The following is a 26,596-nucleotide window of genomic DNA, read 5'->3' on the forward strand; positions in this document are numbered from 1 at the left end:
TCTCAAAAGTTCCGCGTAAAGCGTAGAACTTTTGTTAATAAATTAAAATCATTTTTTCTAAGCAAAACAAAAAATTTTTTAACTATCTTTATTTATCGGAATATTTATTTTAATTTTCATTATAAAGGTTATTAATATATTTAAAAAGAAATTTTTATTTTATTATTTTCTGAATTTTTATTATATATTGAATCATTCATTCTAACTATCTGTAATTTTATATTTTTTTTCGACAATTGTAAATAAAAAATTTATTTTTTGTAAATTTTAAAGCGCTTACATACCGGTTTTTTGTATCGTGTTAAGGAAGACAACTTTCGCATGTTTTTATCTTTATTTTATTTACCACTAAAAACATAACTTTATTAAGATAATTTAGAAAATAATGTATAGATAAAAAATTATTAAACAACACTTTGAAATAAGAATAAACGCTTTCCCGTATCGGTAGTGTCAAAAAGTTTTGTGTAAAGCATGGCAGATAGGGGGAAATATATTTATCTTGACAAGCTGACAAATGGCACTCTTCAGTTGATTTCCCCAGTCTACATTCGATATACTTTTAGACATAATCAGGGTTCTTTTTCTCTAGAGCGTTGACTCAATCAAAGAATACCCTATCTTTTTTCTTTTGTGCCAGCCAAAAGCTTTATACAAATTTTATACATCATCATTTTTTATCCATGTTATTTATATATTTTATTTAACTTTCTCCTATTCCTTGCTATAGTATAAAAAGAAACTTGCACATAGCAACTATATATTTTACAATAAAAATCAACAAAACTGGACGGAACATGCGATGAGAAAGAAGAGTACATATTGCGATGCCTTCAGAGAGCTTGTGGCTGGTGCGAACAAGCGGCTAGCAATATGGAATGGGCTTTCGAGCATCCGGCTGAACCGCAAAGTAGTAGGCTTGGACGTTTGCCTTACGTTATCGAGGCGCCATGTGCAGGCGCACATGGGCAAAGTGATTGCACGCAACGTGCAATAACTAGGGTGGCAACGCGGTCCTACCGTCCCTAACGTTTAGGGGGGTAGGGCCTTTTTCTATTACAACTATATAAAAGGAGTGGTCGTATGAAAACAAGCTTTTCCGGCATTCAGCCAAGCGGCGTCATTACGCTCGGCAACTATATCGGAGCGATGCGCCAGTTTTTGGAACTGCAGCACGAGTACAACTGTTACTTTTGTATTGTCGATCAGCACGCGATTACCGTTCCGCAAGATCCAAAAGAGCTGCAAAAAAATATCCGCAGCCTAGCTGCCCTTTACCTGGCGGTCGGCATCGATCCAAATAAAGCGACGCTGTTTATTCAATCGGAAGTTCCGGCGCATGCGCAGGCGGGATGGATGTTGCAATGCATTGCCTATATTGGGGAACTCGAAAGAATGACGCAGTTTAAAGATAAATCGGCAGGCAAGGAAGCGGTCAGCGCCGGACTGCTCACCTATCCGCCGTTGATGGCGGCCGACATTCTTCTCTATAAAACCGATATTGTACCTGTCGGAGAGGATCAAAAGCAGCATATTGAATTGACACGCGACTTAGCGGAGCGGTTCAACAAGCGGTATGGCGAGATTTTTACAATTCCGGAACCGCGCATTCCAAAAATCGGGGCGCGCATTATGTCGCTGGCCGACCCGACAAAAAAAATGAGCAAATCCGATCCAAATAAAAAAGCGTTTATCACCCTTTTGGATGACGCGAAAACGATCGAAAAGAAAATCAAAAGTGCGGTCACTGACTCTGAAGGTGTCATCCGCTATGATAAAGAAAAGAAACCGGGAATCTCTAACCTGCTCAACATTTATTCCATTTTAGCGGGTAAAACAATCGAAGAGCTCGAACAAGAATATGCTGGAAAAGGATACGGCGTCTTTAAGGCAGACCTGGCTCAAGTCATTATCGATACCCTTACGCCGATTCAAGAAAAATATTACGATTGGCTCGAAAGCAGCATGCTCGACCAAGTGCTCGATGAAGGTGCGGAAAAAGCGAATAAGACAGCAACAGAAATGCTCGAAAAAATGGAACAGGCGATGGGGCTTGGCAGAAGACGCTAAAGAAAAAAGTGGCTGACGCAAAATCGCGTCAGCCACTTTTCCTGTTTCATCACCTCAGGCGTGTTGATGAATCAATAAATAAATCGTTCACAATCCGTTTTTCTGACGAAATTAGCTCATAAAAAGCGAAAACATCCCATCATTACCTGTGTTGCTATTTAATTCACTTTCGGTTCTTGCTCCATTTCCCAAATTTTTTCAAAAAACGGCTGTCCTTTGATTAATTTTTCGCAGAGCTGCTCATGCCGTTCCGACCATCCGCATTTTGTCTCCTCGTATAAGTGCTGCCACGCCTCTTCAAATGACATTTTTTGGATGTCAGGGTATTTTTGCGGCGCCCATTCCGTATACCAGTAACGCACTTCTGCCACATTTTTCGTCGAGTAGAGCTGATCAAGCGCCATAAATAAAAGCTGTTTCAACTGCCGTTCTTTCCGTGTCAGCCCATGCATTAGCTCAGGTGATGGAGATAAAATGTGATACTCTTTTTCGTATGTTGGCAGCGGATATGGTTCTTCCTGCTGATCGGCTACCATTTCATACACAAGCTGTTCCTGTCTTGGAATGAGACGGCTCTTCCGAATCGGAATATTGTAGCCAATCGTATCAACGGCAAGAATGCCAAATCCATCTGTTACCACAAAACAGTAATCGAGCTGAATGCGTTCATGATTTTTACGCACATACGCCTTCTGGTATACATCCTCTAAAAGTGGTTTTGGAATCTCTGATAAGCTGTTTTCAATATAGTCAAATAAGGCGGAAGAAACTTTTAACAGCGGCACTTGATCGAGCAATTCCACTTGATCATCCTTTCGCCACTCATGGAAATGACATACGTTGTATCCGTTCTCTTCCCCTTCAAACCAGTTCACCCAAATGTCATGCAGATACAGCATACGATACCCCTCACTTCCAAACCTGTTTGTCCATCAGTATAGGCAGAGGGGAAGAATTTTATTCCATGCAAACCTCTTTTCTCCATCATGGTTCTCGGCCGGGAAAATATAAACTTCCCCACATAAGCAATACGCCAATAGGAAATAAATAACACTCGCTTCTCGTGCAAATATAGAAAAAATATTCACTCCATCCCCGCTCTGGCGTCATGATGTTTAAGTATGTAATGATCATCATTCCGCCAACAACGGAAAAGCCAAAGCCAACTAAGTAAAGAAATATGCGAACCATCGGGTCCCACTTCTTTCATCTCAACTTGTCCATCCTAGTTTTACATATATGAGCACCCGATGGTAATCATGACTATTCGCCGCCTTCGAACGCGGCAATCTGCAACATTTGCTCCGAATCCATATCCATCAACTCGGCTAATTCTTTTCCCCGCTCCAAGCAACGGCAGACAATCGCATACCCAACCGCATATCCAACCATGTCCGGATAAAAACCTAGTCCGTAAAGGATGCGGGAACATAACGGGTGTTGCGCCGAAATCGAGCGATGCGGCGCGACATAACGTTGCCAAAAATGATGAAGCAGCTCATCGGAATAATAAGAAGTCCAGCTGGCCCGATGATCTTTTCCGACATAACGCTCTACGGCGCTTTCAGCAAGCCCTTCTAATATGACTGCATCTAAAAGCGTCATCTTTTCGTATTTCTTTTTCTGTTTATTTAGGCGGCAAACATGATTGTACTCATGCGTTACTAACGCTTCGATTTCTTTATTGGTGTGGTGCGGCAATAAAAAAAGAAACAGTTTGTCATGAAAAGCGACGCCGCCTTTCCCGTTAAATTCACGCACTAATTTTCGATTATAGGAATCAGCCGGAAATAGAAAAATAGGGACATCCGGGCCGTTCCAATCTTTTTTCCGCTTCTCGTAAACCGCTTCGACCCGTTTCCACATATCCTTTTGTTTCATTTGTTCCACAATCTCTTTTATAGTTTTCGCCGGTCGATACATACCGTAAGGAAGCAAATAATGATAAATGTCCTGGGCGCTCGCATCTGGAAAATAACGAGTAAGGCGCTGGCATAAGCGAATTGGCTGGTCGCCGTCTTTCTCGAGCCATCGGTCTGTCCGGCAAACGGCCATGTCCTCTCACCTCTTTTTTCACTATCGTATGATTCAGCAGAAAAAGAGGTGAAAAAAGAGGCTATCTCACCGTTTGGAGAGATAGCCTGACCGTCATTTTACATATTTTTTAAAAATCAATGTCGCATTATGCCCGCCAAATCCAAACGAGTTGCTTAACACCGTGTTTACTTCCTGCTTTCTTGCCACGTTAGGCACATAGTCCAAATCGCATTCCGGATCCGGAGTTTCATAGTTAATTGTCGGCGGAATAATTCCGTCTCTGATTGACAAGATCGAAAAGATCGCCTCAACGGCGCCGGTCGCTCCAAGCAAATGGCCAGTCATTGATTTCGTCGAGCTGACGGCGAGTTTGTACGCATAGTCGCCGAATACTTCTTTAATGGCCATCGTTTCATATTTGTCATTATATTCCGTGCTTGTGCCGTGCGCGTTAATGTAATCGATCTCTTCCGGCTTCATCCCCGCATCTTGCAATGCCTGGCGCATCGCACGCACGCCGCCTTCTCCGCCCGGAGCCGGTGCAGTAATGTGATACGCATCTCCTGTTGCTCCGTACCCGACAATTTCCGCATAAATTGTTGCGCCGCGGCGCAAGGCATGCTCTAGCTCTTCTAATACAAGAATGCCGGCACCTTCGCCCATGACAAATCCATCCCGATTTTTATCAAACGGACGGCTTGCCGTTTTTGGATCTGGATTCGTCGATAAAGCGGTGTTGGCGCAAAATCCGGCAAACGCCATTTTCGTAATTGGCGCCTCCGTGCCGCCGGTAATCATCACATCGGCATCGCCGCGCTGAATCACTTTAAACGCGTCGCCGATCGAATTGGCACCTGTCGCGCAAGCGGTGACGGTACAAGAATTGATTCCCTTTGCACCTAAAATAATAGATACTTGCCCTGCTGCCATATCCGGGATCATCATCGGCACAAAAAACGGGCTGACCCGGCGGTAGCCACGTTTTTGGAAAATTTCAAACTGCTGTTCAAACGTTTCCATGCCGCCGATTCCCGAGCCAATCCAAACGCCGACTCTTGCTGCGTTTTCTTCTGTGATTTCCAGCTTTGCATCTTTTACCGCCATCAACGAAGCAGCAACCGCATATTGTGTAAAGCGGTCCATTTTCCGCGCTTCACGGCGGTCGATAAAGCTTTCCGGATTAAAATCTTTTACTTCCGCTGCTACTTTCGCCGGAAACTCATCGGGATTGACACGGGTAACAATCCCGATTCCGGACTGGCCGGCAACGATGTTTTTCCATGTTGTTTCCACATCGTTTCCAAGCGGGGTTACTGCCCCAAGACCTGTAACAACGACTCGTCTTTTTTCCATCGCTTCGTCTCTCCTTTTTCATCCATCTTGATCTGTTATCGGCCCCAGCGCAAAGCGATTGCGCCCCACGTCAGTCCTCCGCCGAATCCGACCATAATAATCAAGTCATCTTCTTTGATTTTTCCTGCTTCGAGCTCCTCAACAAGCGAAATCGGAATCGAGGCAGCTGACGTATTGCCGTATTTGCGGATCGTTGTCGACATTTTCTCCTCCGGCAGCTCAAGGCGCTGTCTTGCCGCTTCCACAATACGGATGTTCGCCTGATGCGGAATAAGAAAATCGACATCTTCTTTCGATAGGCCTGCTTTTTCTAAAACGTTAATGCTCGATTCTCCCATTTGCCGAACGGCAAATTTAAACACTTCCCTGCCGTTCATCACGATATATTCGTCTTTATATAAATGTTTTCCTCCTGTTCCATCGGCCCCTAATTCAAATGACAAAATTCCGCGGCCTTGCGAAACAGGCCCCATGACGACTGCTCCGGCGCCATCGCCAAATAATACTGCTGTATTGCGATCGGTCCAATCCATGATTTTGGATAGTTTTTCTGCCCCGACTACCAATATATAACGATACGCTCCATTGTCAATAAATTGGCTTGCTGTCACCATTCCATAAATAAACCCGGCGCACGCCGCGCTAATGTCCAGCGCCGCTGCTTTAACGGCGCCAAGCCGCTCCTGCAGCATGCAGGCGACAGATGGAAACGCCCTGTCAGGCGTTACTGTCGCTACTAAAATTAAATCAATGTCTTGTGGAGCAATTCCTGCGTCTTCCAATGCCTTTTTTGCCGCCAAATAGGCCATATCGGAAGTGTCCATGTCGTCTGCAGCAATTCTTCGTTCTTCAATCCCCGTTCGTGTTCGAATCCATTCATCGGACGTATCCATCATTTTTTCCAAATCAAAATTTGTCAACACCTTTTCCGGTAAATACCGGCCGATTCCAATAATACCTGCTCCCACACCGAACATCTCCTTTAGAATTATATAACCAATTATTATTACTTGGTACTAATTTTATCGAAAAAATGAAAAGTGCGCAATAAAAACATGTGATTTGTCTAGTCACTTTCGCTTCCTTCGCCATACAGTGCTAATAAGGAAAACGAAAAGGGAGGGCAGTGCGATGGCTGATCACGAAGAGCAAAAGCAGCAGGACAGACCGCTAGACCGTTTTTCCCGCTTAATGTTTGGTCCCTTTCCTCCGTCTCGCCAGTCAAACGATGGAGCATCTATACAAAATGAGGCCCCTTCACAGCAAGGCCTTGATTTTATGCAGCTTCTCCAAAATATTGATACACTCGTCGCCTCGTTTGATCAATTAAAGCCGTTAATGAAAAAAATCACTTCCTTTGTCGACATGCTCAAAAAATAAAAAGCGCCGCCTGCAATAACGGGTTCGGGTTTGAAGTACAAAAAGATATTTAACAATCTAATTTTAAGACCAATTCGCATAGGAATTGGTCTTTTTATTTTTATTGTTTTATATTTATAAAATCGCAACTAAATTAGCATACCAATTAACAGAATAATAATAATTATTGTCACCAATAAAATGGATGTGTCAACATGATCATCGGATAACAATATACGGTCTCATCATCTCATAATCCTCGTGCTCCAAGATATGACAGTGCCATACATACAACCCTGTATAAGGACCAAACTTCATGATAATTCGAGTTACCTGGTTAGGATTAGCTCTTACTGTATCCTTCCATCCCCGCTCTTGTGGTTCGGGAGGAATCGCCGGACCCGTATAATGGATAATTCTCTCCTTTTTATACTTTTCTACATCGAAATCTCTCCGGTCTAATATTTGAAAATTAATTAAGTGAAGATGAATAGGGTGTGTATCCTCAGTTAAGTTAATTAGATACCATATTTCGGTTGATCCCAATTTGGGATTTTCTGTTATAGGGTCATCCCACCGTTTATTATCCAATAGCATGAGTTTACGACCGTACTTATCCACATTATCGTTTAATGTTAGGTATCGTATCTTTGAAGCTAACTGTTCTTTTATTTTTGGAAGAGGCCCCATATAAGACGGTATAACACTCGTATCAATATTTGAAAGAGGAAGAGTCACTCTAAACTGCATCACAGTACTTGTATTTTCATCTGGCGGATCTCCGGTTGGAAAAGGAGCGGGGGCATCATTTGTCATGATGATATTCTTGCCCTCAAGATTGGTAAAATCAATGATTACATCTGCCCGTTCCGCAGGTGCCAACGTGATTTCTTTGACTCCTATCGGGTATTCCATCAATCCTCCATCCGTCCCGATTTGATAAAAAAGTTGTCCCGAATCAAGCTTTAGCCTATAAAAACGGGTATTAGAGGCATTTAGCAGCCTGAATCGATATTTACGGGGTTCCACTTTTAGATACGGCCATACTTTTCCGTTCACCAAGATGGTATCCCCAATAAATTCAGGAACTATCGACGTTTCTAATTCCGGGATTGGTTTTTCTGGTTGTTTCGGATAATAAAGAGAACCATCTTTATTAAAAGTCTTGTCCTGTATCATAAGAGGGATATCATATTTCCCACTTGGCAAATTCAATAAACGTTCCCGATGATCTCTGATAATATAGAAACCCGCCAATCCAGCATACACATTGAGCCTCGTGATACCAATCGCATGGTCATGATACCAGAGGGTGCAAGCTCGATCGTGATTATTATATCGATATATTTGCTTTCTAAAATATGGACCGACTTGTTTGAATCCCTTTGTAAACCAAGCATCCGGGTAGCCATCGCTTTCCCATTCAACACTAGCGCCATGTACGTGTACCACCGTTCGTACTTCCGGTACATCCACATGGGCACCATGCACCGTATAGTCTATTGGCAAAAGATGCTTATCTGGAAGATTGTTGATCCATTTAATAAACACTTTTTCTCCGCTCTCTACTTCAATTGTAGGTCCTGGATAGCTGCCTTCATAGCCCCATACGGTTGTATCATTTAACTCACTATGGAGTGATTGCTTAAATTCCGTCATATTCACTTCATAATAAGTATAAAACTGATCTTTCCATCGAGGATTTAAAATAGGGGGAATGGGGAGTTCATCCACAAATTTAGAGAGAATCATATTTCCACTCCTTTATTACCCTGATGATGATAATGGCCTTCTTTTCTAAAGGTTATCAATATTACAAGCCCTGTATGACAAATGGAAATGGTTTTTGCGGTTGACAAACAGTGCGATTGCGCGAGAAAATCAAAGAAAACAAAAGAGAAGTCGGGCGCTGTACACATAGTGCGTACCATTGGAATAGGCACTTGTTCAACGAACAGGCGCATTAGTTCAACATAACATAAGATTAAAGCAAAAAGGCATTGTTTTTCCTAACAATGCCTTTTTGCTGCGAATGATAATGTTTTTTGCCGCTAATTACATAACCATTTACCAAACGAATAGTTATGCTAATTTATATTTTGTACCCCTAATCCGTATCCGTTACGCCTGCAAGCGCTTTTTGTTTTTTATCCACCAAAATAATTCCTCTATCGTGTCTAGAGAAGATAGAGGAATTTACGGGAGCTCGTTATATTTCCTGAAAAATTTAATAATTTCCTGTGCCAATTGGTAGTTCTTTTCCGGTAAGTAATAAACAACAAGAACACGATCGTTCATCGCTTTCATCCATTGCTCATACTTGCGGCAATGAAGCGACGATGGATAATGGGTCACTCCTGATAATTGCCATATTTTAACCGGAACTTGGTGTGGGATGAGAAGCAGCGAAGGAACTGCTTTTTCGACGTTTGCTTCTTCTATGTCATAGGCAAGCGCAATCTCCTTTACCATGCGCTTATAAAAAAATTGATTTTCCTTTTCATATTCGAGCTGGGCGCGCAAATCGAGACAAGGGGTTAACATCACAACCGCACGGATTTGTTTCGGCATCGCTTCAAGAAGCTGCAAAGCAACGAGCGCTCCCATTCCTTCGGCAAGAATGTAAATGCGATTGTTTAAAATTTCACTTTTCAATACGTAGTAAATCAGCTGCTTCGCTAGACGTACCGCTTTGGAGCTTCCCCAATGCCGGCCATACAGATGAGAGTAAAATACTGTGTAACCATATTCGAGCATCTGATCAAGAAGATTGCGGCGACCTTTATGCTCGATCCAAAAACTTGTATGCTCGTTTACAAAATGGTTCGTATCACCAATAATAAAGAGAGCAAATCCATTTGGGCGTTCCGGCAGATGAATAATGCACCATTGGTCATCGAGCTGAAAAAACCGTTGTTGAACCGTCATATGGATATTCACCCTTGTTTTACGATGCATAATTGTACAGTATACCATATGCGGCGCATAATAAAACGTATGGGTATATGCCTAATGAGCAAGTTGTGGTAAGATAAGAAAAGGAATTTGAAATGATGGGAGGAATAAGAAGATGCGGCTGTTTTGGACGTTTTTCTGGACGTTTCTGTTAGTGCAGATGGCTACCTATGTAATGGGATCCATGCAAGGAATCACCTATAATTTTTCTACCGGAGCCTTACTGGGCGTCATTGTGACCGTTCTCATCTTTATTGTCGCCAGTCTGATTCCGGATGAGCCGGTAGAACATCACCATCATTAATCACTTGCATCATAACAAAAGGCTGTCCACGATTTGGACAGCCTTTTGTTATGATTGCGTTTTTATCACAATTTGCCCGTTTTCATAATCGACCACTACCGTACTGTAATCTTTCACCCGTCCAGCAATGATTTCTTTCGCCAGCGGGGTTTCAATTTGCTTTTGCATAAACCGTTTCAACGGCCGCGCTCCGTAAACCGGGTCAAATCCAGATTCAGCGATATATTCTTTTGCCTTATCTGTCAAAGAAAGCGAAATATGGCGGTCGCTGAGCCGTTTGGATAATTCGTTGGCAAATTTCGAGACAATTCCTTTTATTTCATTCATCGTCAGCGGCTTAAACAAAACAATATCATCGATGCGGTTTAAAAATTCCGGACGGAAATGGGCACGCAGCTGCTGCAAGACTTGTTCGCGCGTTTCTTCTTTAATTTCCCCGCCTTCCGTCCCCCCTTCTAGCAGCAGGTGGGAGCCGATATTGGACGTCATAATCACAACCGTGTTTTTAAAATCAACGGTGCGCCCTTGCGAATCAGTAATCCGCCCGTCATCGAGCATTTGCAGCAAAATATTAAACACTTCTGGATGCGCTTTTTCGATTTCGTCTAATAAGATGACGGAATACGGTTTGCGCCGCACCGCTTCGGTCAGCTGCCCGCCTTCTTCATAGCCGACATAGCCTGGAGGAGCGCCGATTAAGCGGGAAACGGCATGTTTTTCCATATACTCGGACATATCGATGCGAATCATTTGTTCTTCGCTGTCAAATAATGCTTGTGCCAACGTTTTCGCCAATTCTGTCTTTCCGACGCCGGTCGGTCCTAAAAAGATAAACGAACCGATCGGACGGTTTGGATCTTTAATGCCGGCACGCGCCCGCAGCACCGCATCAGCCACTAGTTCCACCGCTTCGTCCTGTCCGATGACCCGTTCATGCAACAGTTCATGCAAGCGCAGCAGCTTTTCCCGTTCTCCTTCGACAAGCCTTGTCAACGGAATTCCCGTCCAGCGCGAAACGATTTCGGCGATTTCCTCTTCTGTTACTTCCTCGCGAAGCAGCCTTCCCTCATTATTTTCGTTCATTTCTTGTTCTAGCTGCTTTAATTGTTTCTCAAGCTGCGGAATGCGGCCGTGGCGGAGTTCCGCTGCTTTGTTCAAATCATATTCATTTTCTGCTTCTTCTAACTCACGCTTTGCTTTTTCCAGCGCCTCGCGCACATCGCGCACACGCCCAATTGCTGCTTTTTCCTGCTGCCATTGCGCTTTCATGCTGTTTGCCTTTTCCCGTAAATCCGCAAGTTCCTTTGTGAGCGCTTCAAGGCGTTCTTTGCTCGCCTCATCCGTTTCTTTTCGCAGCGCCGCTTCTTCGATTTCCAGCTGCATAACGCGGCGCATCACTTCATCCAACTCCGACGGCATCGAGTCCATTTCCGTACGAATCGTCGCGCACGCCTCATCAACTAAGTCAATCGCTTTATCCGGCAAAAAGCGGTCAGAAATGTAGCGGTCTGCCAATGTCGCGGCGGCAACGAGAGCACGGTCATGAATTTTTACGCCATGATGGACCTCAAACCGCTCTTTTAAGCCGCGCAAAATCGAAATCGTATCTTCCACGCTCGGTTCTTCGACAAGCACTTGCTGGAAGCGGCGTTCGAGCGCCGGATCTTTTTCGATATATTGCCGGTATTCATCCAGTGTCGTCGCACCGATGCAGTGCAGCTCCCCGCGCGCCAGCATCGGTTTCAGCATATTGCCGGCATCCATTGCGCCTTCCGCCCTGCCGGCGCCGACAATCGTATGCAATTCATCGATAAATAAAATAATCCGACCTTCACTTTTCTTTATTTCGTTTAACACCGCTTTTAAACGCTCTTCAAATTCGCCGCGGAATTTTGCGCCCGCGACAAGTGAGCTCATATCTAACGCAAAAATCGTTTTGTCCTTTAATCCTTCGGGAACGTCTTTGCGGACAATGCGCTGCGCTAAGCCTTCGACAATTGCCGTTTTTCCGACCCCCGGTTCACCGATTAATACCGGATTGTTTTTGGTTTTCCGCGATAAAATGCGAATAACGCGGCGAATTTCGCTGTCGCGGCCGATCACCGGATCGATTTTTCCCGCTTTCACTTCCGCGACTAAATCGCGTCCATATTTTTTTAACGCTTCGTATGTAGCTTCTGGCGTCGGACTTGTCACGCGCTGATTCCCCCTTATTTCCACCAATACTTTCCATAATGAAGAACGATGAATGCCGTAGCGGCGAAAAAGCTCACCGATATCATCCGTTTCTGATGCCATTGCAAGCAGCAAATGCTCTACGGAAATATATTCATCTTGCATCGTTTTCGCTTCTTTTTCTGCATTCGTCAAGACCTTCTGCAGCCGTGAAGACAAATAAACGTTTTCTGCCCCCGCTCCTAGCACTTCCGGCTTTTTCTTTAACAACACTTGCAGTTCATGAATGAATGCATCTATATTAACACGCAACAGTGTGAATATTCTTTTGGCAAGTCCTTCTTCTTGCTGCAATAAGGCCAGCAGCAAATGTTCGACATCGAGCTGCTGATGGTGATGTTTCACAGCAGTCGACTGGGCCGTCATCAAAGCCTCTTGCACTTTTTCGGTAAATTTTTGAATATCCACACTGACTTCCCTCCTTTTTGACCTTCTTTGACCTTTATGTATATTATAGCGGATGCTTGCTTGTTATTTCAAATAGAAAGCCACTCCTTGACCGGAATGGCTTTATGGAGGGTAAAAATCCATCACGAAAACGTTCTTTTTTATCCCTTTAACGTTTAGCAACTAATAGCGACGCCGATTTTTCTCGGCTTATTGTCGTTACGGTTTGCGCATATACGTCCAATGACGATTATGATTCGATGTTTCCGGAAACGTATCTCCTGCTTTGAGCTTGATTTTTTTCGGATTCTTGACATTATCTCCTGTCTCGCCAATTTCGATGTATACTCCGTTGTTCGGCGCTTTATCTCCTGGTTGAAAATGGCGTTGTTGGCCCATTGTCGTATTCCCCCTTATTCAGAGTACATTTTTATCATTCCCTCCTCCATGTTTGTTCATAACCAAGCAAATAATGGTGGCATAAAAAACACCGGGCATATTCCCGGTGCTACTTCCTTATAACAAAGAAACTAAAATCGCTTTTTGCACGTGGAGGCGATTGCCTGCCTGCTGAAATACGTATGAATTCGGTCCATCAATCACATCCGCAGTCACTTCTTCACCGCGATGGGCCGGCAGGCAATGCAAAAACATATAATCCGGTTTCGCATGTTTCACTAATTTATCATTGACCTGAAACTCCTGGAATGCAGCAAGACGCTGCTCGCTTTCCTGCTCCTGTCCCATGCTCGTCCATACATCCGTATAAATAACGTCGGCATCGGCGACGGCTTCGATTGGGTCGTGTGTCACCGCGATGGCAGCTCCGCTTTGTTTCCCAATTTGCACGGCTGCATTTACATAAGTTTCTTTCGGTTCATAGCCAGACGGACAAGCAATGGTGCAGTCCATGCCGACCTTGGCAGCGGCAATCATCAGCGCATGAGCGACATTGTTTCCGTCGCCGACATAAGCAAGTTTCAACCCTTTTAACTCCTTCTTTACTTCATAAATCGTCAATAAGTCGGCAAGCGCCTGGCACGGATGATCATCGTCTGTCAATCCATTAATCACCGGAATCGTCGCATATTGAGCAAGCTCCTCCACTTTGCTATGCGCAAACGTACGAATCATAATCGCATCCACATATTGTGACAGCACTCGTGCGGTATCGGCAATCGTTTCGCCGCGTCCGAGCTGCAAATCATTGCTGTTTAAATAAAGCGCGCTTCCACCGAGCTGAATCATGCCGACTTCAAACGATACTCTCGTGCGCGTAGATGGCTTTTCAAAAATCATCGCCAACGTTTTTCTGGTAAGCGGAGTATAAGATTGTCCGGCAAGCTGCTTTTCTTTTAACTGCGCAGCAAGCGCCAGTAAATCATGAATGTCTTCTGCCGAAATATCCATCAATGTTAAAAAATCTTTTCCTTTTAGGGAAACGACTGTGTTCATACGATCACCGCTTTCTCCATTTGTTTTTTCTTTTCAAGCCACTCTTGAACCGATGAAACCGGAAACGGATTTATGCCGATCGCCTGCAAAAAGAGCGCAAACGTCTCGTTTTCGGTAAACACCTTGATTTGGCGGGACAACGCAATGGTTCGATATTCAAAACTTGTTTCATCTTTTTGCAAATCAAAAAACGCCAGCGCTTCTTTTCGTTTCACCCATTCGGAAAACGGCATGTCAGAAACAATGATTAATTGTTTTTCTTTTATTTGCTCAAGCAATGGTTCGGCTATTTCTCCATTTACATAAATTTCCCGAGCCTCACGCTTTTTCGCTAAATACGGATAAAAAGCTTTCGCCGCTGCTTCCTCTTTTGTTGCTGCAATGCTGATTCCTTCACCGGTCGATTTCATTTCCGGACCGACAAGCGGGTCGACGCCCGGCAGCTTATATGTCGAAAAGACGGGATATTTTAGAACAAAGTATGGCAAGTTCGCCAAATGCCACTGCTTTTCATCAACGACTTCGTGCAAGCATTTCCCAAGCAATAATTTTGTCGCAATTTGCGCGAGCGGAATTCCCGTTGTCTTGCTGACAATCGGCACGGTTCGGCTTGCGCGCGGATTGACTTCGAGAACATAGACTTGCCCGTTGGCAATGACATATTGGATGTTCATAATTCCTTTAAATTGCAGCTTTTTCGCGATTTTTGCCGCATAAGTAATAATATTGTTTTGCTCTTCTTTTGTCAGCGTTTGAGCCGGCAGCCATGCATAGCTGTCTCCGGAATGCACCCCTGCTTTTTCGACATGTTCAATAATCGTCGGCAGCAAAATATCGTTTCCATCGGTCACGACATCGACTTCCGCTTCTGTTCCGTCTAAATATGCATCAATCAGCAACGGATACGCAATCATGCCTTGCGCTAACAGCGTTGCCAACTGCTGTTCGTCTTTGACAATAAACATTCCTCTGCCGCCAATTACATAGGAAGGACGAAGCAATATTGGGTAGCCGATTTTTTCAGCATTGGCAAGCAGCTCTGTTTCGTTATTGGCCATCATTCCCGGCACGTGCGGAATGTCGAGTTCTTCTAACAGCTGATAAAAACGGTCGCGATCTTCCAACCGGTCAATGATATCGTACGTAACGCCAAGAAGCGGGACATTTGCTTCCTCCAGACCTTTCACTAAATTAATGGCCGTCTGTCCGCCAAATTGAACGATCACTTTATTGATTTGTTCCGCTTCAATGACGTTTAACACGTCTTCCAGCGTCAGCGGTTCAAAATAAAGCCGGTCCGCCACGGCAAAATCGGTACTGACCGTTTCCGGATTGTTGTTCATTAGCACTGTTTCATATCCTTCTTCTTGAAGAGCATAGACGCTATGGACAGAACTGTAGTCAAACTCGATTCCCTGGCCGATACGAATCGGTCCGGCGCCAATAATCAGCACCTTTTCCTTATCGGTTTTTTTCCGTTCGTCCTCGCCGAAATAAGTGGAATAATAATAATCCGTTTCCGAATGAAATTCGGCGGCACACGTATCAACCATTTTATAGGCCGGAAGGATGCCGAGCTGTTTTCGCTTTTCCCTCACGTCTTGCTCCTTCACGCCCCACGCTTCCGCCAAAAATGCATCCGTAAATCCTTTTTCTTTTAAAAAGCGGAACGTCGCTTCGTCAATTTCGTCCAGATTTGTCTCTTTCGCTTTCTTTTCCAATTCGATGAGCTGATAAAACGAATGCAAAAAGAAACGGTCGATTTTCGTCAGCGCATAAACAGTATCGATCGTTTCCCCGCGCCGGAACAGCTCAAGAATAGCAAAGAAACGGCGGTCATCCCTGTTTACAAGCAGCTGCTTCAGTTCGGCTTCTGTTTTTTCGGCAAGCTCCGGCAAATACAGGCCGTTATTTTTGCCTTCTAGTGAATAAACCGCTTTTTGAAACGCACGTTCCATATTGCGGTCGATCGCCATCACTTCTCCCGTTGCCTTCATTTGCGTGCCGAGCTGGCGGTCAGCAAGTGGAAATTTGTCAAACGGCAGGCGCGGAAATTTTACGACGACGTAATCGAGCGCTGGTTCAAAGCTGGCGTACGTCGTTTTCGTCACCGGGTTCAACAATTCCGCCAACGTATAGCCAACGGCCAATTTTGCAGCAATGCGGGCGATCGGATATCCGGTCGCCTTGGAAGCAAGCGCCGAGGAACGGCTGACGCGCGGATTAACTTCAATCAAATAATAGCGCTTGCTGAACGGATCGAGGGCAAATTGAATGTTGCAGCCGCCAATAATGCCAAGTGCAGAAATAATTTTAATCGCCGAGGATCGAAGCATTTGATATTCTTCGTCTGTCAGCGTCTGCGACGGGGCGACGACGATGGAATCGCCCGTATGGATGCCGACAGGATCGACATTTTCCATATTGCAGACGGTAATGCACGTATCAGTATGATCGCGCATCACTTCATATTCAATTTCTTTAAACCCGGCAACGCTCCGTTCAATCAAGCATTGCGTAATCGGACTTTCGGCTAGTCCTTTTTCCACGAGCGCCACAAATTGCTCCATATTTTCGGCAATGCCGCCGCCGGTTCCACCTAGCGTGTATGCAGGACGAATAATGATCGGAAATCCGATTTTTTCGGCAAATGCGACCGCTTCATCGATATTGGTAATAATTTCGCTTTCCGGAACAGGTTCGCCTAATTCATACATCAAGGCGCGAAACGCTTCGCGGTCTTCCCCTCTTTTAATTGCTTCAATCGGCGTTCCGAGCAGTTTCACCCCGTATTTTTCCAAAATTCCCGCTTCATGAAGCTGAAACGCTAAGTTTAATCCTGTCTGTCCGCCGAACGTCGCAAGCAGCCCATCAGGCCGTTCTTTGGCGATCACCGCCTCGACGCTGTCTACTGTCAGCGGCTCAAAGTAAACAGCATCCGCATGAACATCATCGGTCATAATCGTCGCCGGATTATTATTCACTAAAATGACACGGTATCCTTCTTCTTTTAAGGCAATGCATGCTTGCGTGCCGGAATAATCAAACTCCGCGGCCTGGCCAATGACAATCGGGCCGGATCCGATGATAAGAATCGACTGCAGTGATGTATCTTTAGGCATAGACTTTCTCTCCCTTTACCACTGTTTGTAGAAACTCGTCAAAAATATGATCCGTATCCCCAGGACCTGGGTGCGCTTCCGGATGGTATTGCACCGATAAAATCGGTTTATGGCGGTGCACCATGCCTTCAACAGAACCGTCATTGACATTGGTAAAGCGGATATGAAACGGAGTGTTTGCCAAACTGTCTTTTTTGACAACATAACTATGGTTTTGCGAGGTCATAAACACTTTTTGTTTCACCGCATCAAAGACAGGCTGATTGGCGCCCCGATGTCCGAAACGGAGCTTTTCCGTGTCCCCGCCGTAGGAAAGCGCCACTAGCTGGTGGCCGAGACAAATCGCCAACGTCGGATAACGGTCGATGAGTTGCCGGATGCCGGCTAAATGCGGGGAAAGCTGTTTCGGGTCGCCCGGGCCGTTGGATAAAACGATGCCATCCGGTTTTAGCGATTCGACCGTTTGCGGCGAACTATGATATGGAACGACCGTCACTTTGCATCCGCGTGCGATGAGAGACTGCAAAATCGATTTTTTGTAGCCGAAATCAATTAGCACGAGATGAGGCTGGCCGTCTCCGTACGTTTCGATTTGCGGCGTCGACACATCGCGAACTGGAGATAAATGGTCATCCAACGCGGCGAGCGTACATGATGGCGATACGGTCAGCTTCGCCATCATCGTTCCTTCATTGCGGATTTCTTTCACTAATGCACGCGTATCGATATGGGTTAATAACGGGATGTTCCATTGCTGCAAATATTCTTTCAAGCTATACTTCGCTTCGTAATGATATCCATGGCTGCTCGCCTCATAGACTACGACCGCCTGCACATGCGGACGCTTGCTTTCAAAATCATCGGCATTAATTCCGTAATTTCCGATGAGCGGGTACGTAAACACAATAATTTGATTTTTATAAGAAGGGTCTGTCAATACTTCTTGATAGCCGGTCATGCCGGTGAAAAAGACGATCTCCCCGCTTACCTCCCCATTGGGAAGCGGCGATGCCAATTGTCCTGTGAACGTCTTTCCGTTCGCTAAATGCAAATATGCTTTCATTCATGACACCTCATGATTGAGTTTTTATTTATATGATAGAATTTTTATTCACCCATAAGGATAAAGATGCAGCCGACGATCATTTCGCCGCTGCGACTCCTGCTTTTTGTATTGTTTGTTTCACGATCTGTACTGCTTGATCCAATTGTTCCTTTGTCACGATCAACGGCGGCAGCAAGCGGACGACATTTGGTCCCGCTGACAGGACAAGCAGTCCTTTTTCATGAATGGCTGGAAGCAAATTCGCAATATCCCCGTGGCATTCAATGCCAACTAATAAACCAAGCCCACGTACTTCTTTCACAAACTCCAATTCCTCGAGTTCTTCTTGAAGCTTCGCTAAAAAGTACGTTCCTTTTTCTTGGACATCTTGTAAAAAATCGGGCTGGAAAATAATTTCTAAAGTTGCTTTCGCGGCTGCCATCGCAATCGGATTGCCGCCAAACGTCGAACCGTGCACCCCAGCACTGAACGTATCTTTCAAAAACGCTTTGCCGATCATCGCGCCGACCGGAATGCCGCTGCCCAACCCTTTCGCGGTGGTAATAATATCCGGTTCAATATTAAAATATTGATAGGCAAACGGTTTGCCGGTACGGCCGATGCCGGTTTGCACTTCATCGACAATGAACAGGGCGCCGTATTGCTGGCAAAGTTCAGCCGCTTTTTGGAGAAACAATGGCTCCGCCGGTCTGACGCCGCCTTCTCCTTGCACAATTTCCACTAGAACCGCGGCGACCTCTTCGTTCATTTCTTTTTCGAGCGCCTCTACATCGTTAAACGGCAGATGAACAAATTCCGGCAAAAGCGGACCGAATCCTTTATGCACTTTTTCCTGACCGGTCGCCGCCATCGTGGCGAACGTCCGTCCGTGAAACGACTGCTGAAAGGTGATAACTTTATGGCGTCCTGTGTGTTTGCGCGCCAGCTTCAGCGCCGCTTCATTCGCTTCCGCGCCGCTATTGCAGAAAAATACGTAGTCGCCGCAGCTGTTTGCCGTAAGAAGCTGCGCCACTTCTTCTTGTAGCGGAATCGTAAATAAATTGGATACATGCCAAAATTGATTTAGTTGCGCTTCGATCGCTTTTTGCACGGCCGGATGGCGATGACCGAGGTTGCAAACCGCAATTCCAGAAACAAAATCTAAATATTGCTTCCCATTTATATCGGTAATCGTCGCTCCTTCGGCCGATTGCACACAAATGTTCCAACGGTTATATGTCGGAAATAGCGTTCCCATTAATATACCCCCACTTCGCTTTGAATCGTTGTTCCGTACCAATTTCCGTTTTGATAAAATGACGTTTTTCCGCTGACAATCATCACTTCATGCAGCGATTCCGATAGCGCGGCCAGCGCTGCTTTTACTTTTGGAATCATCCCGCCTGTAATCACACCGTCTTTTATCATCTGTTCAATCGCCTCGACCGTTGCCCGCTCGACGACCGTACCGTCCCGCAATATTCCTGGAACATCTGTCACGAACAAAAGCTGCATTGCTTTGATTGCCTTCGCTACCGCCCCCGCCGCCGTATCGGCGTTAATATTGTATTTTTGTCCGTTCTTATCCGCGCCGAGCGGCGAAATAACCGGAATGTAACGCAACTGCAGCAATTGATGAATAAAAACGGCGTTGACATCGACCACTTCGCCAACGTAACCAAGCTTCATGAAATCGATTGGCGCCGCTTCGAGCAGCCCGGCATCGAGGCCGGAAATACCGACAGCCGGCAAGCCATGCTGCTGCAAGAGTGCAACAAGCTGTTTATTCACTTTTCCCGCCAGAATCATTTCAACGACGTCCAATACTTCCTTTGTCGTTTTGCGCAATCCGTTCACAAATTCACTGTGTACTTGAAGCCGCTTTAACATCTGCCCGATCTCTGGTCCACCGCCATGAACGAGAACGATGTTCATGCCTTGTGCATACATCGCTTGTAAACTAGTAAAAAACGCTGAAGACAAATCGCTTAATACGCTGCCGCCGCATTTAATGACAACCGTCTTTCCCATCCTTCTCTCCCCTTGCTACGTGCGATAGCTTGCGTTAATTTTCACGTAGTCGTACGTTAAGTCGCATCCCCAGGCAACTCCTTTGCCGCTGCCTAGATGCAGATCTACTTCAATAACAATTACATCGTTTTGTAAATACGCGATCGCTTCTTCCTCGGAAAACGGCTGCGGTTCGCTTCCTTTTAGCATGACAATCGGTCCAATCGCAATATCGACATTGTCCGGATTCACCATTGCGTCTGCGTAGCCGATCGCCCCGATAATTCTTCCCCAGTTTGCATCAGCACCATAAACGGCCGTTTTTACTAAATTAGAACCCACGATTTGTTTGGCAATTTTTTTCGCATCATCATCCGTTTTCGCCCCGTTCACACGCACTTCAATTAACTTTGTCGCCCCTTCGCCGTCTTTGGCGATTTGCTTCGCTAAATCCTCACATGTTTTTTTCAGCGCTTCATAAAAGTTTTCCCAGTCTGGATGATCCGGAGTTAATTCCTTATTTCCGGCAAGCCCGCTTGCCATAACAATTACCATATCGTTCGTGGACGTATCACCATCTACCGTAATTTGATTGAACGACACATCCGTGATCGAACGAAGCGCTTCTTGCAATAGCGGCGAAGAAATATTGGCATCGGTGGTGATAAACGCCAGCATCGTCGCCATGTTCGGATGGATCATTCCCGATCCTTTTGCCGCTCCGGCGATGGTTACGGTTTTCCCGTCGATCATCGTTTGGTAGCAGGCTTTTTTCATCACCGTATCCGTCGTCAAAATCGCTGTTTGAAACGCCTCTGCATGGTCGAGCGAATCTCCTGGCTGCAATTTTTGGATTCCTGTGCGGATTTTTTCCATCGGCAGCAATTCCCCGATGACGCCAGTGGAAGCGACAGCGACATGATGCGGGGCAATGCCGAATTGCTGCGCGCATAACTCCCTCATTTCATAAGCATCTTTTAATCCTTGTTGACCCGTACACGCATTGGCGCAGGCGCTGTTGACAACCACCGCCTGCAGCTTTTGCTCCACCGCGATGCTTTGCTGCGTCACTTTGAGCGGCGCAGCCTGAAAATGGCTCTGCGTATAAACGGCGGCGCAGGAAGCCGGCACTTCACATAAAATAACGCCTAAATCTTTTTTCGTATAACGCAAGCCGGCATGAACCCCGGCTGCCTTAAATCCTTTTGGTGTTACTACCGTGCCTTTGCCAACGGAAACAATCTTTCCATCTTGTTTTGCAATCGCCATCGTTTGCTCTCCTTCCTTACGGGTAAATCGGCATGTACGTAAGTCCGCTTTCTTCGTTCCACCCCATCATCACGTTGAAATTTTGAATCGCCTGCCCCGCCGCCCCTTTGACAAGGTTGTCAATAACAGAAACGACGGTAATTCTTCCTGTCCGTTCATCATATGCAACGCCGATATCGCAATAATTGGAACCATATACTTCTTTCGTCGATGGAAATTGCCCAGGTTTGCGAATGCGGACAAATATCGAATCTTTATAACTGGTTTTATATAAATCTACCAACATGTCTACCGACAGAGGTTGCTTTGCTTTTGCATAAATCGTTGCCATAATTCCTCTTGTCATCGGAATTAAATGCGTGCTGAACGTAATCGGTTGAATGCGTTCATTCCACGTTTGCAACATTTGCTCGATTTCTGGAATATGCTGATGGGAATTTACTTTATAAATTTTGACGTTTTCGTTCACTTCAGAAAAATGGGTGTTCAATGACGCCTTTCGTCCCGCTCCCGATACGCCCGATTTGGCATCGATGATAATCGAATTTTCTTCGATGAGCTGCTCTTTGACAAGCGGCGCCAAGCCAAGCAATGTCGCCGTCGGGTAGCACCCCGGGTTGGAAAGAAGCCGCGCCTCTTGGATGTTTGGCTTATTCCACTCCGTCAGCCCGTATACCGCCTGCTGCAAATAATGATCGGAAGCCGCCTGCCGCTTGTACCACGTTTCGTATACCGCTCCGTCTTTTAAGCGAAAATCACCCGATAAGTCAATCACTTTCACTCCTTGGTCGATGAACGCGGGCGCGAGTGTACTAGAAACTCCCGGCGGAGTGGCGAAAAAGACGACCTCGCATTCATTGGCAATTTGTTCGACATCTATTTTTTGCAAAACCGCATCCTCGATTTCACCGACGTGCGCGAAACTTTCCGAAAGATGAATTCCTTCTTGCGAAGATGAATAAAGATAACAACGGCGCACATGAGGATGGTTGCGTAAAAACCGTAGCAATTCCGCGCCGCTGTATCCGGTTGCACCAATAATGGCAATATTCATGGCGCTCCTCCCCAGCCGAATTGTACTTTATGTAGTAACCATTATAATACTGTATAAAAATAAAATCAAATGTATATTTAATTATTTTCCAAATATTTTTTACCCATTTTCAAATATTTTTCAATATATTCACAGTAAATATGATTGACTCCCCTGTTTTTTACTGTAGAATCTTCTATTGGAATGATGTAAAAGGTGGGCTATATATAATGAAAAGCATTTCTGGGGAACTTCAGGAATTATTGACGGCGATTTACCGCGATATTCCTGTTCAAAAAGGAACCTATTTATTTCAAGAAGGAGAAAAGGCAACGGAGCTTTACTATATTCAGTCGGGAAAAATACAAGTAAGCAAAATAACCGCAGACGGACAAGAACTGACTTTGCGCATCTGCAGCAAAGGGGATTTAATTGGGGAACTGACGTTGTTTTGCGACAATGCAAAATATATGTTGAATGCGAAAGTATTGGAAGATGGAGTCATTTCCGTCATCAAGCGCAATGTGTTGGAAGAGCGGCTCATGGAAAACCAAAAACTGGCCCTTGAATTTATGACATGGATGAGCAACCATTTTCGCAAAACGCAGACGAAATTTCGTGATCTTATTCTTCATGGAAAAAAAGGCGCATTATATTCGACGCTGATCCGCTTGTGCAATAGCTACGGCGTTATGAAAGAAGACGGTATTCTCATTAACATCCAACTTACTAACCAAGAACTGGCCAACTTTTGCGGCACATCGCGCGAGGTGGTTAACCGCTTGTTAAGCGAATTGCGCAAAAAAGGGGTCATTTCCATAAAAAAAGGAAAAATCAAAGTGCTAAATCTTCGCTATTTACGAGTAGAAATCGCTTGCGAAGGCTGCCCGCCGGAACTATGCACCATCGATTAAGAAAACCGAAAGGCGCTTGATCAACGACAATACGCTATTAAAAAACGAGGTGCGTCAACAGGCGCACCTCGTTTTTATGAGTAAAAAACCATCATGGCAATAAGAAAAATAAGCAGCGTTGGCGATTTCTTATATTCCTAGCTTCATAATCGGGAGCGATTTTCCGTATAAATAATCACTTTTGCTTTTGCTGATTTTTCATTGCTCTTATCCTCCGCTTACCGGTGGAATAAAGGCGACAATATCGCCAGGTTGAAGTGTTTGCTCATCGCCGGCATATTCCTCATTGACCGCGACCATCACTTGTTCTAGGCTAATACGGTAACGTTGCTTCACTTCTTCCTTTAATTCTTTTACCGTTTTTGGAACATGCGGCAAGATGACGCGTTCTTCACCGATCGCCTCCTGCAAGTGGGCGAAAAAAAGCAATGTAATCATCGCAAATCCTCCTCTTCCGGTCTCCCTGTCGGGTACGCTTTTGTCTCCAATTGATTGCCGACCCATTCCGTGCCATCTTCCCAATGCTCTTTTTTCCAAATTGGAACAATTTGTTTAATGCGCTCAATTGCGTAACGATTCGCCGCGTACGCATCGTTTCGATGCGGCGACGATACAGCGATGACGACTGCGATCTCACCGATATCGAGCCGGCCGATCCGATGGGTAATGGCGACTTTTGCTTCCGGCCACTTTTCACGGATCTCTTCTCCGATTTGCCTTAACATTTTTTCTGCCATCGATACATACGCCTCATATTGTAAAAACAACGTCCGTTTTCCCTTCGTCCATTCGCGCACCGTGCCAATGAATGTGGTCACCGCGCCGGCTTCCGGACGCATCACTTTTTGGATCACTTCTTCCAAAGAAATCGGCTTGTCCGTAATGACAAAAAGACGTTCATTCATTCGTGTTTTTTCACCTCATTCATCAACCAACGTAAATAACTTTCTTCATCGTCAATAGAAAATAAAGGATAGGAAAAAAAGGGTGGCTGCGAAAAAGGTTGCCACGTAATGACGGCAATAATGTTCGCCAACCGGGAAAGCGAATCCCAGTCCTTTTCGTTTCGTACCATTACTACTTTTGGATATCGTTCGCTTTTGTAGCCCTCAACAAGGACCAAATCAAGCGGCAACAGCTGATAGAACGATAAAATTTGCGCGAGCGACCATGATGACTGCCGGGCGTAAAGCTGAAGCAATCCGTCTCCTTCCACCGACACACAAACCGCCCCCGCCCGTTCGTGGCGCTCTGAGTCGGTATCCGCATATCGTCTTTCCGGCTCGCCGCCATGCCCATGATGTTTGATCGTTCCAACACGGTACCCTTCAGAAGACGCGATTTTTACCCATTTTTCAATCAGCGTCGTTTTGCCGCTGTTTTTATAGCCGACTACCTGCCAGACGTTCATACGTCGCTTCCCTCTTCATCTTCTAGCAGCCACACCTCAACGGTATCGCCTTTGGCAAACCCGCGCGTTCCTCCTGGAAGCACCATCAGGGCGTTCGCTCTCGCCAATGATGTGACAATATTCGATTTATCCATGCCAACCGGCGCCACCGTTAACCGTCCGTCTTCGAGCGCTACGTAACTTCTGACAAAGCGGGTAAACGGATTTGGCTTTGGAAAGTCGGCCATCAACATAGCCGTTGCTTTTTTCAAATACGGTTTCGTGGAAAATAGACGCGTCCGCACAACAGGGCGCACAAACAGTTCATAGCCGACATAGCAGGCAGATGGGTTGCCCGATAGCCCAAACAATAGCTTGCCGTCAAGATGCGCAACCGTCGTCACGCTGCCCGGGCGCATCGCCACTTTATTGAACAGCACTTCAGCGCCGAGACGTTTATAAATGATCGGCAAATAATCATAATCCCCGACAGAGACGCCTCCTGTTGTAATCAACATATCCACTTGATCGAGCGCGGATTGGATCGCGGCAAAACAAGTATCCAGATCGTCCATTAATTTGCCGAAATAAATCGGCTCCGCGCCGCTGCGGACCACTTGCGCTTGAATCATATAGGCGTTGCTGTTGCGGATTTTTCCCGGTACGAGCGGGTCGGATACATCCAAAAGCTCGCTGCCTGTCGCAAAAATACCGATGCGCGGCTTGCGCGCCACTTTTACCTTGGCATATCCAAATGTCGCTAATAGCGCCTGTACGCCGGGGTTGATCCGCGTGCCTTTTGGAACAAGAGCATCGCCCTTTTTCGCATCCTCCCCTTGAAACGAAATATTATCTCCCGGACGAAACGGCCGTTTGATCGACATATACGTTTTGCCATCCCGCTCATATTGTTTGGCTAGCTCCAACATGACAACTGCGTCGCATCCAGCGGGAATTTGCGCTCCTGTCATGATGCGCACCGCCTGAAACGGTTCCACCGCTTTTGTCGCCACCTGTCCCGCTCCAATCGTTTCAATCACTTCAAATTCGACCGGGTTGTCCAGCTTCGCCTGCGCGGAGTCCACAGCGCGGATGGCAAAACCGTCATATGGGGAGCGGTCAAACGGCGGAACGTCATGATCGGCGCGCAATTCTTCAGCCAAATACCGACCGTATGCTTCCTCAAGCCGAACCGTTTCCGCTTCCCCTTCCCCCGCATATTTCATGACCCTTTCGATCGCTTCCGTTACCGGAATCGAAGTTCGCTTTTCCAACATGCTTTTCTCTCCCTTTCTCATTTAATGGCTGCCCACGATATCCATTATTTTACTTTTTTGCATTTAGAAGAGCAAGCAAACTGCCAAAGAAAGCAAGTTTTTATTGGTTCATCCGCACTGTTGATGATCGGAAGTTTCGCATGAAGATTTACTTAATGCATTGATATTATGTCGATTTTCGCTTTCCAACTGTTCAGCCTTCAACAGCCGAAACATCCGCCATCCCTTCTTTCCTATTTTCATTGTACGGAAACGAAACAAAGCTAGTCGTGATGTTCCTCACATTTATTCGTTTCATTTCTTTCCTAACGCAACTTGTTCAAAATTTCTTCATTTATGTGATGTACATCACGACATGCAAAAAAGAAAAGAAATATGCTT

The 26,596-nt window shown here is 45.5% G+C and carries 24 protein-coding genes and 1 other annotated feature; of the genes, 4 read left to right on the plus strand and 20 right to left on the minus strand.

The annotated features are described in order from the left end of the window. Positions 1-793 precede the first annotated feature (793 nt). Positions 794-1,030 (plus strand) — a binding site (T-box leader). A 53-nt stretch (positions 1,031-1,083) separates the two neighbouring features. Next, positions 1,084-2,070 carry a tryptophan--tRNA ligase gene (trpS, locus tag BV455_RS04860; protein WP_017436320.1) on the plus strand — a complete coding sequence of 329 codons (987 nt, stop codon included), beginning with the start codon at positions 1,084-1,086 and terminating at the stop codon, positions 2,068-2,070. A 158-nt stretch (positions 2,071-2,228) separates the two neighbouring features. Here the strand turns inward: trpS and BV455_RS04865 are convergent, their stop codons facing one another. From BV455_RS04865 to BV455_RS04885, 5 genes are all read right to left on the minus strand, one after another. Further along, positions 2,229-2,969, minus strand: a complete 741-nt coding sequence (locus BV455_RS04865; RefSeq protein WP_017436321.1) for a YjbA family protein — start codon at positions 2,967-2,969, stop codon at positions 2,229-2,231. A gap of 85 nt (positions 2,970-3,054) precedes the next feature. Further along, positions 3,055-3,261: a YuzI family membrane protein gene (locus tag BV455_RS04870; protein WP_017436322.1), complete on the minus strand. Its 207-nt coding sequence runs from the start codon at positions 3,259-3,261 to the stop codon at positions 3,055-3,057. A 72-nt stretch (positions 3,262-3,333) separates the two neighbouring features. Next, positions 3,334-4,125: a DUF2268 domain-containing putative Zn-dependent protease gene (locus BV455_RS04875; protein ID WP_017436323.1), complete on the minus strand. Its 792-nt coding sequence runs from the start codon at positions 4,123-4,125 to the stop codon at positions 3,334-3,336. A 93-nt stretch (positions 4,126-4,218) separates the two neighbouring features. Then, the gene (gene fabF, locus BV455_RS04880) at positions 4,219-5,460 is read right to left on the minus strand and encodes a beta-ketoacyl-ACP synthase II (RefSeq protein ID WP_042411072.1); all 1,242 of its coding nucleotides are present in this window, start codon (positions 5,458-5,460) and stop codon (positions 4,219-4,221) included. Positions 5,461-5,495: 35 nt separating this feature from the next. After that, positions 5,496-6,428, minus strand: a complete 933-nt coding sequence (locus BV455_RS04885; protein ID WP_017436325.1) for a beta-ketoacyl-ACP synthase III — start codon at positions 6,426-6,428, stop codon at positions 5,496-5,498. 163 nt (positions 6,429-6,591) lie between these two features. Between BV455_RS04885 and BV455_RS04890 the strand changes: the two genes are divergently transcribed. Then, a complete protein-coding gene (locus BV455_RS04890; protein ID WP_017436326.1) occupies positions 6,592-6,840 on the plus strand; it encodes a hypothetical protein in 249 nt (82 codons plus the stop codon). A gap of 198 nt (positions 6,841-7,038) precedes the next feature. Here BV455_RS04890 and BV455_RS04895 read toward each other — a convergent pair whose 3' ends face one another. Both BV455_RS04895 and BV455_RS04900 read right to left on the minus strand, forming a co-directional pair. Beyond that, entirely contained in the window at positions 7,039-8,571 is a 1,533-nt protein-coding gene (locus BV455_RS04895) for a multicopper oxidase family protein (protein WP_061579848.1), read from the minus strand. A 444-nt stretch (positions 8,572-9,015) separates the two neighbouring features. Further along, positions 9,016-9,747, minus strand: coding sequence for an alpha/beta hydrolase (locus tag BV455_RS04900; RefSeq protein ID WP_042411278.1), 732 nt, complete (start codon positions 9,745-9,747; stop codon positions 9,016-9,018). Between the two features lie 142 nt (positions 9,748-9,889). On the opposite strand from BV455_RS04900, the gene BV455_RS04905 reads away from it, so the two are divergent. Continuing rightward, the gene (locus tag BV455_RS04905) at positions 9,890-10,078 is read left to right on the plus strand and encodes a YjzD family protein (RefSeq protein WP_017436329.1); all 189 of its coding nucleotides are present in this window, start codon (positions 9,890-9,892) and stop codon (positions 10,076-10,078) included. 48 nt (positions 10,079-10,126) lie between these two features. Here the strand turns inward: BV455_RS04905 and clpB are convergent, their stop codons facing one another. From clpB to argC, 9 genes are all read right to left on the minus strand, one after another. Continuing rightward, entirely contained in the window at positions 10,127-12,721 is a 2,595-nt protein-coding gene (gene clpB / locus BV455_RS04910; RefSeq protein ID WP_218687787.1) for an ATP-dependent chaperone ClpB, read from the minus strand. A gap of 198 nt (positions 12,722-12,919) precedes the next feature. Then, entirely contained in the window at positions 12,920-13,099 is a 180-nt protein-coding gene (locus tag BV455_RS04915; protein ID WP_017436331.1) for a YjzC family protein, read from the minus strand. 117 nt (positions 13,100-13,216) lie between these two features. After that, positions 13,217-14,155 (minus strand): ornithine carbamoyltransferase, encoded by a 939-nt coding sequence (gene argF / locus BV455_RS04920; protein ID WP_218687788.1) that lies wholly within the window; start codon positions 14,153-14,155, stop codon positions 13,217-13,219. Beyond that, entirely contained in the window at positions 14,152-17,277 is a 3,126-nt protein-coding gene (locus tag BV455_RS04925) for a carbamoyl phosphate synthase large subunit (protein ID WP_061579847.1), read from the minus strand. The genes argF and BV455_RS04925 overlap by 4 nt, the downstream gene beginning before the upstream one ends. Further along, the gene (locus BV455_RS04930; protein ID WP_218687789.1) at positions 17,270-18,340 is read right to left on the minus strand and encodes a carbamoyl phosphate synthase small subunit; all 1,071 of its coding nucleotides are present in this window, start codon (positions 18,338-18,340) and stop codon (positions 17,270-17,272) included. Before BV455_RS04930 ends, BV455_RS04925 begins: the two co-directional genes overlap by 8 nt. Before the next feature lie 79 nt (positions 18,341-18,419). After that, a complete protein-coding gene (locus BV455_RS04935) occupies positions 18,420-19,580 on the minus strand; it encodes an acetylornithine transaminase (RefSeq protein WP_218687790.1) in 1,161 nt (386 codons plus the stop codon). Further along, positions 19,580-20,353 carry an acetylglutamate kinase gene (gene argB, locus BV455_RS04940; protein WP_218687791.1) on the minus strand — a complete coding sequence of 258 codons (774 nt, stop codon included), beginning with the start codon at positions 20,351-20,353 and terminating at the stop codon, positions 19,580-19,582. The genes BV455_RS04935 and argB overlap by 1 nt, the downstream gene beginning before the upstream one ends. Before the next feature lie 15 nt (positions 20,354-20,368). Then, positions 20,369-21,601 (minus strand): bifunctional ornithine acetyltransferase/N-acetylglutamate synthase, encoded by a 1,233-nt coding sequence (gene argJ, locus BV455_RS04945; RefSeq protein ID WP_017436337.1) that lies wholly within the window; start codon positions 21,599-21,601, stop codon positions 20,369-20,371. Positions 21,602-21,617: 16 nt separating this feature from the next. Then, positions 21,618-22,655, minus strand: a complete 1,038-nt coding sequence (gene argC, locus BV455_RS04950) for an N-acetyl-gamma-glutamyl-phosphate reductase (RefSeq protein ID WP_218687792.1) — start codon at positions 22,653-22,655, stop codon at positions 21,618-21,620. A 209-nt stretch (positions 22,656-22,864) separates the two neighbouring features. Between argC and BV455_RS04955 the strand changes: the two genes are divergently transcribed. Then, positions 22,865-23,548, plus strand: coding sequence for a Crp/Fnr family transcriptional regulator (locus BV455_RS04955; protein WP_218687793.1), 684 nt, complete (start codon positions 22,865-22,867; stop codon positions 23,546-23,548). Between the two features lie 207 nt (positions 23,549-23,755). On the opposite strand, the gene moaD is transcribed toward BV455_RS04955, so the two are convergent. From moaD to BV455_RS04975, 4 genes are read right to left on the minus strand one after another with little or no spacing between them, the layout of a single operon-like run. Then, positions 23,756-23,986 carry a molybdopterin converting factor subunit 1 gene (gene moaD / locus BV455_RS04960; RefSeq protein ID WP_218687794.1) on the minus strand — a complete coding sequence of 77 codons (231 nt, stop codon included), beginning with the start codon at positions 23,984-23,986 and terminating at the stop codon, positions 23,756-23,758. Then, complete coding sequence (locus BV455_RS04965; RefSeq protein ID WP_017436341.1) at positions 23,983-24,453, minus strand: molybdenum cofactor biosynthesis protein MoaE; 471 nt, start codon at positions 24,451-24,453, stop codon at positions 23,983-23,985. Before BV455_RS04965 ends, moaD begins: the two co-directional genes overlap by 4 nt. Continuing rightward, a complete protein-coding gene (gene mobB / locus BV455_RS04970) occupies positions 24,450-24,959 on the minus strand; it encodes a molybdopterin-guanine dinucleotide biosynthesis protein B (protein ID WP_081160024.1) in 510 nt (169 codons plus the stop codon). Before mobB ends, BV455_RS04965 begins: the two co-directional genes overlap by 4 nt. Beyond that, entirely contained in the window at positions 24,956-26,215 is a 1,260-nt protein-coding gene (locus tag BV455_RS04975) for a molybdopterin molybdotransferase MoeA (RefSeq protein WP_218687795.1), read from the minus strand. Before BV455_RS04975 ends, mobB begins: the two co-directional genes overlap by 4 nt. Positions 26,216-26,596 lie beyond the last annotated feature (381 nt).

This window comes from Parageobacillus caldoxylosilyticus (genome assembly GCF_019272935.1).
Classification (GTDB): domain Bacteria; phylum Bacillota; class Bacilli; order Bacillales; family Anoxybacillaceae; genus Saccharococcus; species Saccharococcus caldoxylosilyticus.

What these genes read in the sequence shown, in the direction of transcription:
- BV455_RS04925 (WP_061579847.1), bottom strand. Translation starts at nt 17,277, where the DNA reads ATGCCTAAAGATACATCACTGCAGTCGATTCTTATCATCGGATCCGGC.
- moaD (WP_218687794.1), bottom strand. Translation starts at nt 23,986, where the DNA reads ATGATTACATTGCTTTTTTTCGCCCACTTGCAGGAGGCGATCGGTGAA.
- mobB (WP_081160024.1), bottom strand. Translation starts at nt 24,959, where the DNA reads ATGAACGTCTGGCAGGTAGTCGGCTATAAAAACAGCGGCAAAACGACG.
- trpS (WP_017436320.1), top strand. Translation starts at nt 1,084, where the DNA reads ATGAAAACAAGCTTTTCCGGCATTCAGCCAAGCGGCGTCATTACGCTC.
- argB (WP_218687791.1), bottom strand. Translation starts at nt 20,353, where the DNA reads ATGGGAAAGACGGTTGTCATTAAATGCGGCGGCAGCGTATTAAGCGAT.
- argJ (WP_017436337.1), bottom strand. Translation starts at nt 21,601, where the DNA reads ATGGCGATTGCAAAACAAGATGGAAAGATTGTTTCCGTTGGCAAAGGC.
- BV455_RS04930 (WP_218687789.1), bottom strand. Translation starts at nt 18,340, where the DNA reads ATGAAAGCATATTTGCATTTAGCGAACGGAAAGACGTTCACAGGACAA.
- BV455_RS04865 (WP_017436321.1), bottom strand. Translation starts at nt 2,969, where the DNA reads ATGCTGTATCTGCATGACATTTGGGTGAACTGGTTTGAAGGGGAAGAG.
- BV455_RS04890 (WP_017436326.1), top strand. Translation starts at nt 6,592, where the DNA reads ATGGCTGATCACGAAGAGCAAAAGCAGCAGGACAGACCGCTAGACCGT.
- BV455_RS04895 (WP_061579848.1), bottom strand. Translation starts at nt 8,571, where the DNA reads ATGATTCTCTCTAAATTTGTGGATGAACTCCCCATTCCCCCTATTTTA.
- BV455_RS04955 (WP_218687793.1), top strand. Translation starts at nt 22,865, where the DNA reads ATGAAAAGCATTTCTGGGGAACTTCAGGAATTATTGACGGCGATTTAC.
- BV455_RS04870 (WP_017436322.1), bottom strand. Translation starts at nt 3,261, where the DNA reads ATGGTTCGCATATTTCTTTACTTAGTTGGCTTTGGCTTTTCCGTTGTT.
- BV455_RS04975 (WP_218687795.1), bottom strand. Translation starts at nt 26,215, where the DNA reads ATGTTGGAAAAGCGAACTTCGATTCCGGTAACGGAAGCGATCGAAAGG.
- BV455_RS04900 (WP_042411278.1), bottom strand. Translation starts at nt 9,747, where the DNA reads ATGACGGTTCAACAACGGTTTTTTCAGCTCGATGACCAATGGTGCATT.
- BV455_RS04965 (WP_017436341.1), bottom strand. Translation starts at nt 24,453, where the DNA reads ATGAATGAACGTCTTTTTGTCATTACGGACAAGCCGATTTCTTTGGAA.
- argF (WP_218687788.1), bottom strand. Translation starts at nt 14,155, where the DNA reads ATGAACACAGTCGTTTCCCTAAAAGGAAAAGATTTTTTAACATTGATG.
- argC (WP_218687792.1), bottom strand. Translation starts at nt 22,655, where the DNA reads ATGAATATTGCCATTATTGGTGCAACCGGATACAGCGGCGCGGAATTG.
- BV455_RS04915 (WP_017436331.1), bottom strand. Translation starts at nt 13,099, where the DNA reads ATGGGCCAACAACGCCATTTTCAACCAGGAGATAAAGCGCCGAACAAC.
- BV455_RS04935 (WP_218687790.1), bottom strand. Translation starts at nt 19,580, where the DNA reads ATGGGAACGCTATTTCCGACATATAACCGTTGGAACATTTGTGTGCAA.
- BV455_RS04905 (WP_017436329.1), top strand. Translation starts at nt 9,890, where the DNA reads ATGCGGCTGTTTTGGACGTTTTTCTGGACGTTTCTGTTAGTGCAGATG.
- fabF (WP_042411072.1), bottom strand. Translation starts at nt 5,460, where the DNA reads ATGGAAAAAAGACGAGTCGTTGTTACAGGTCTTGGGGCAGTAACCCCG.
- BV455_RS04875 (WP_017436323.1), bottom strand. Translation starts at nt 4,125, where the DNA reads ATGGCCGTTTGCCGGACAGACCGATGGCTCGAGAAAGACGGCGACCAG.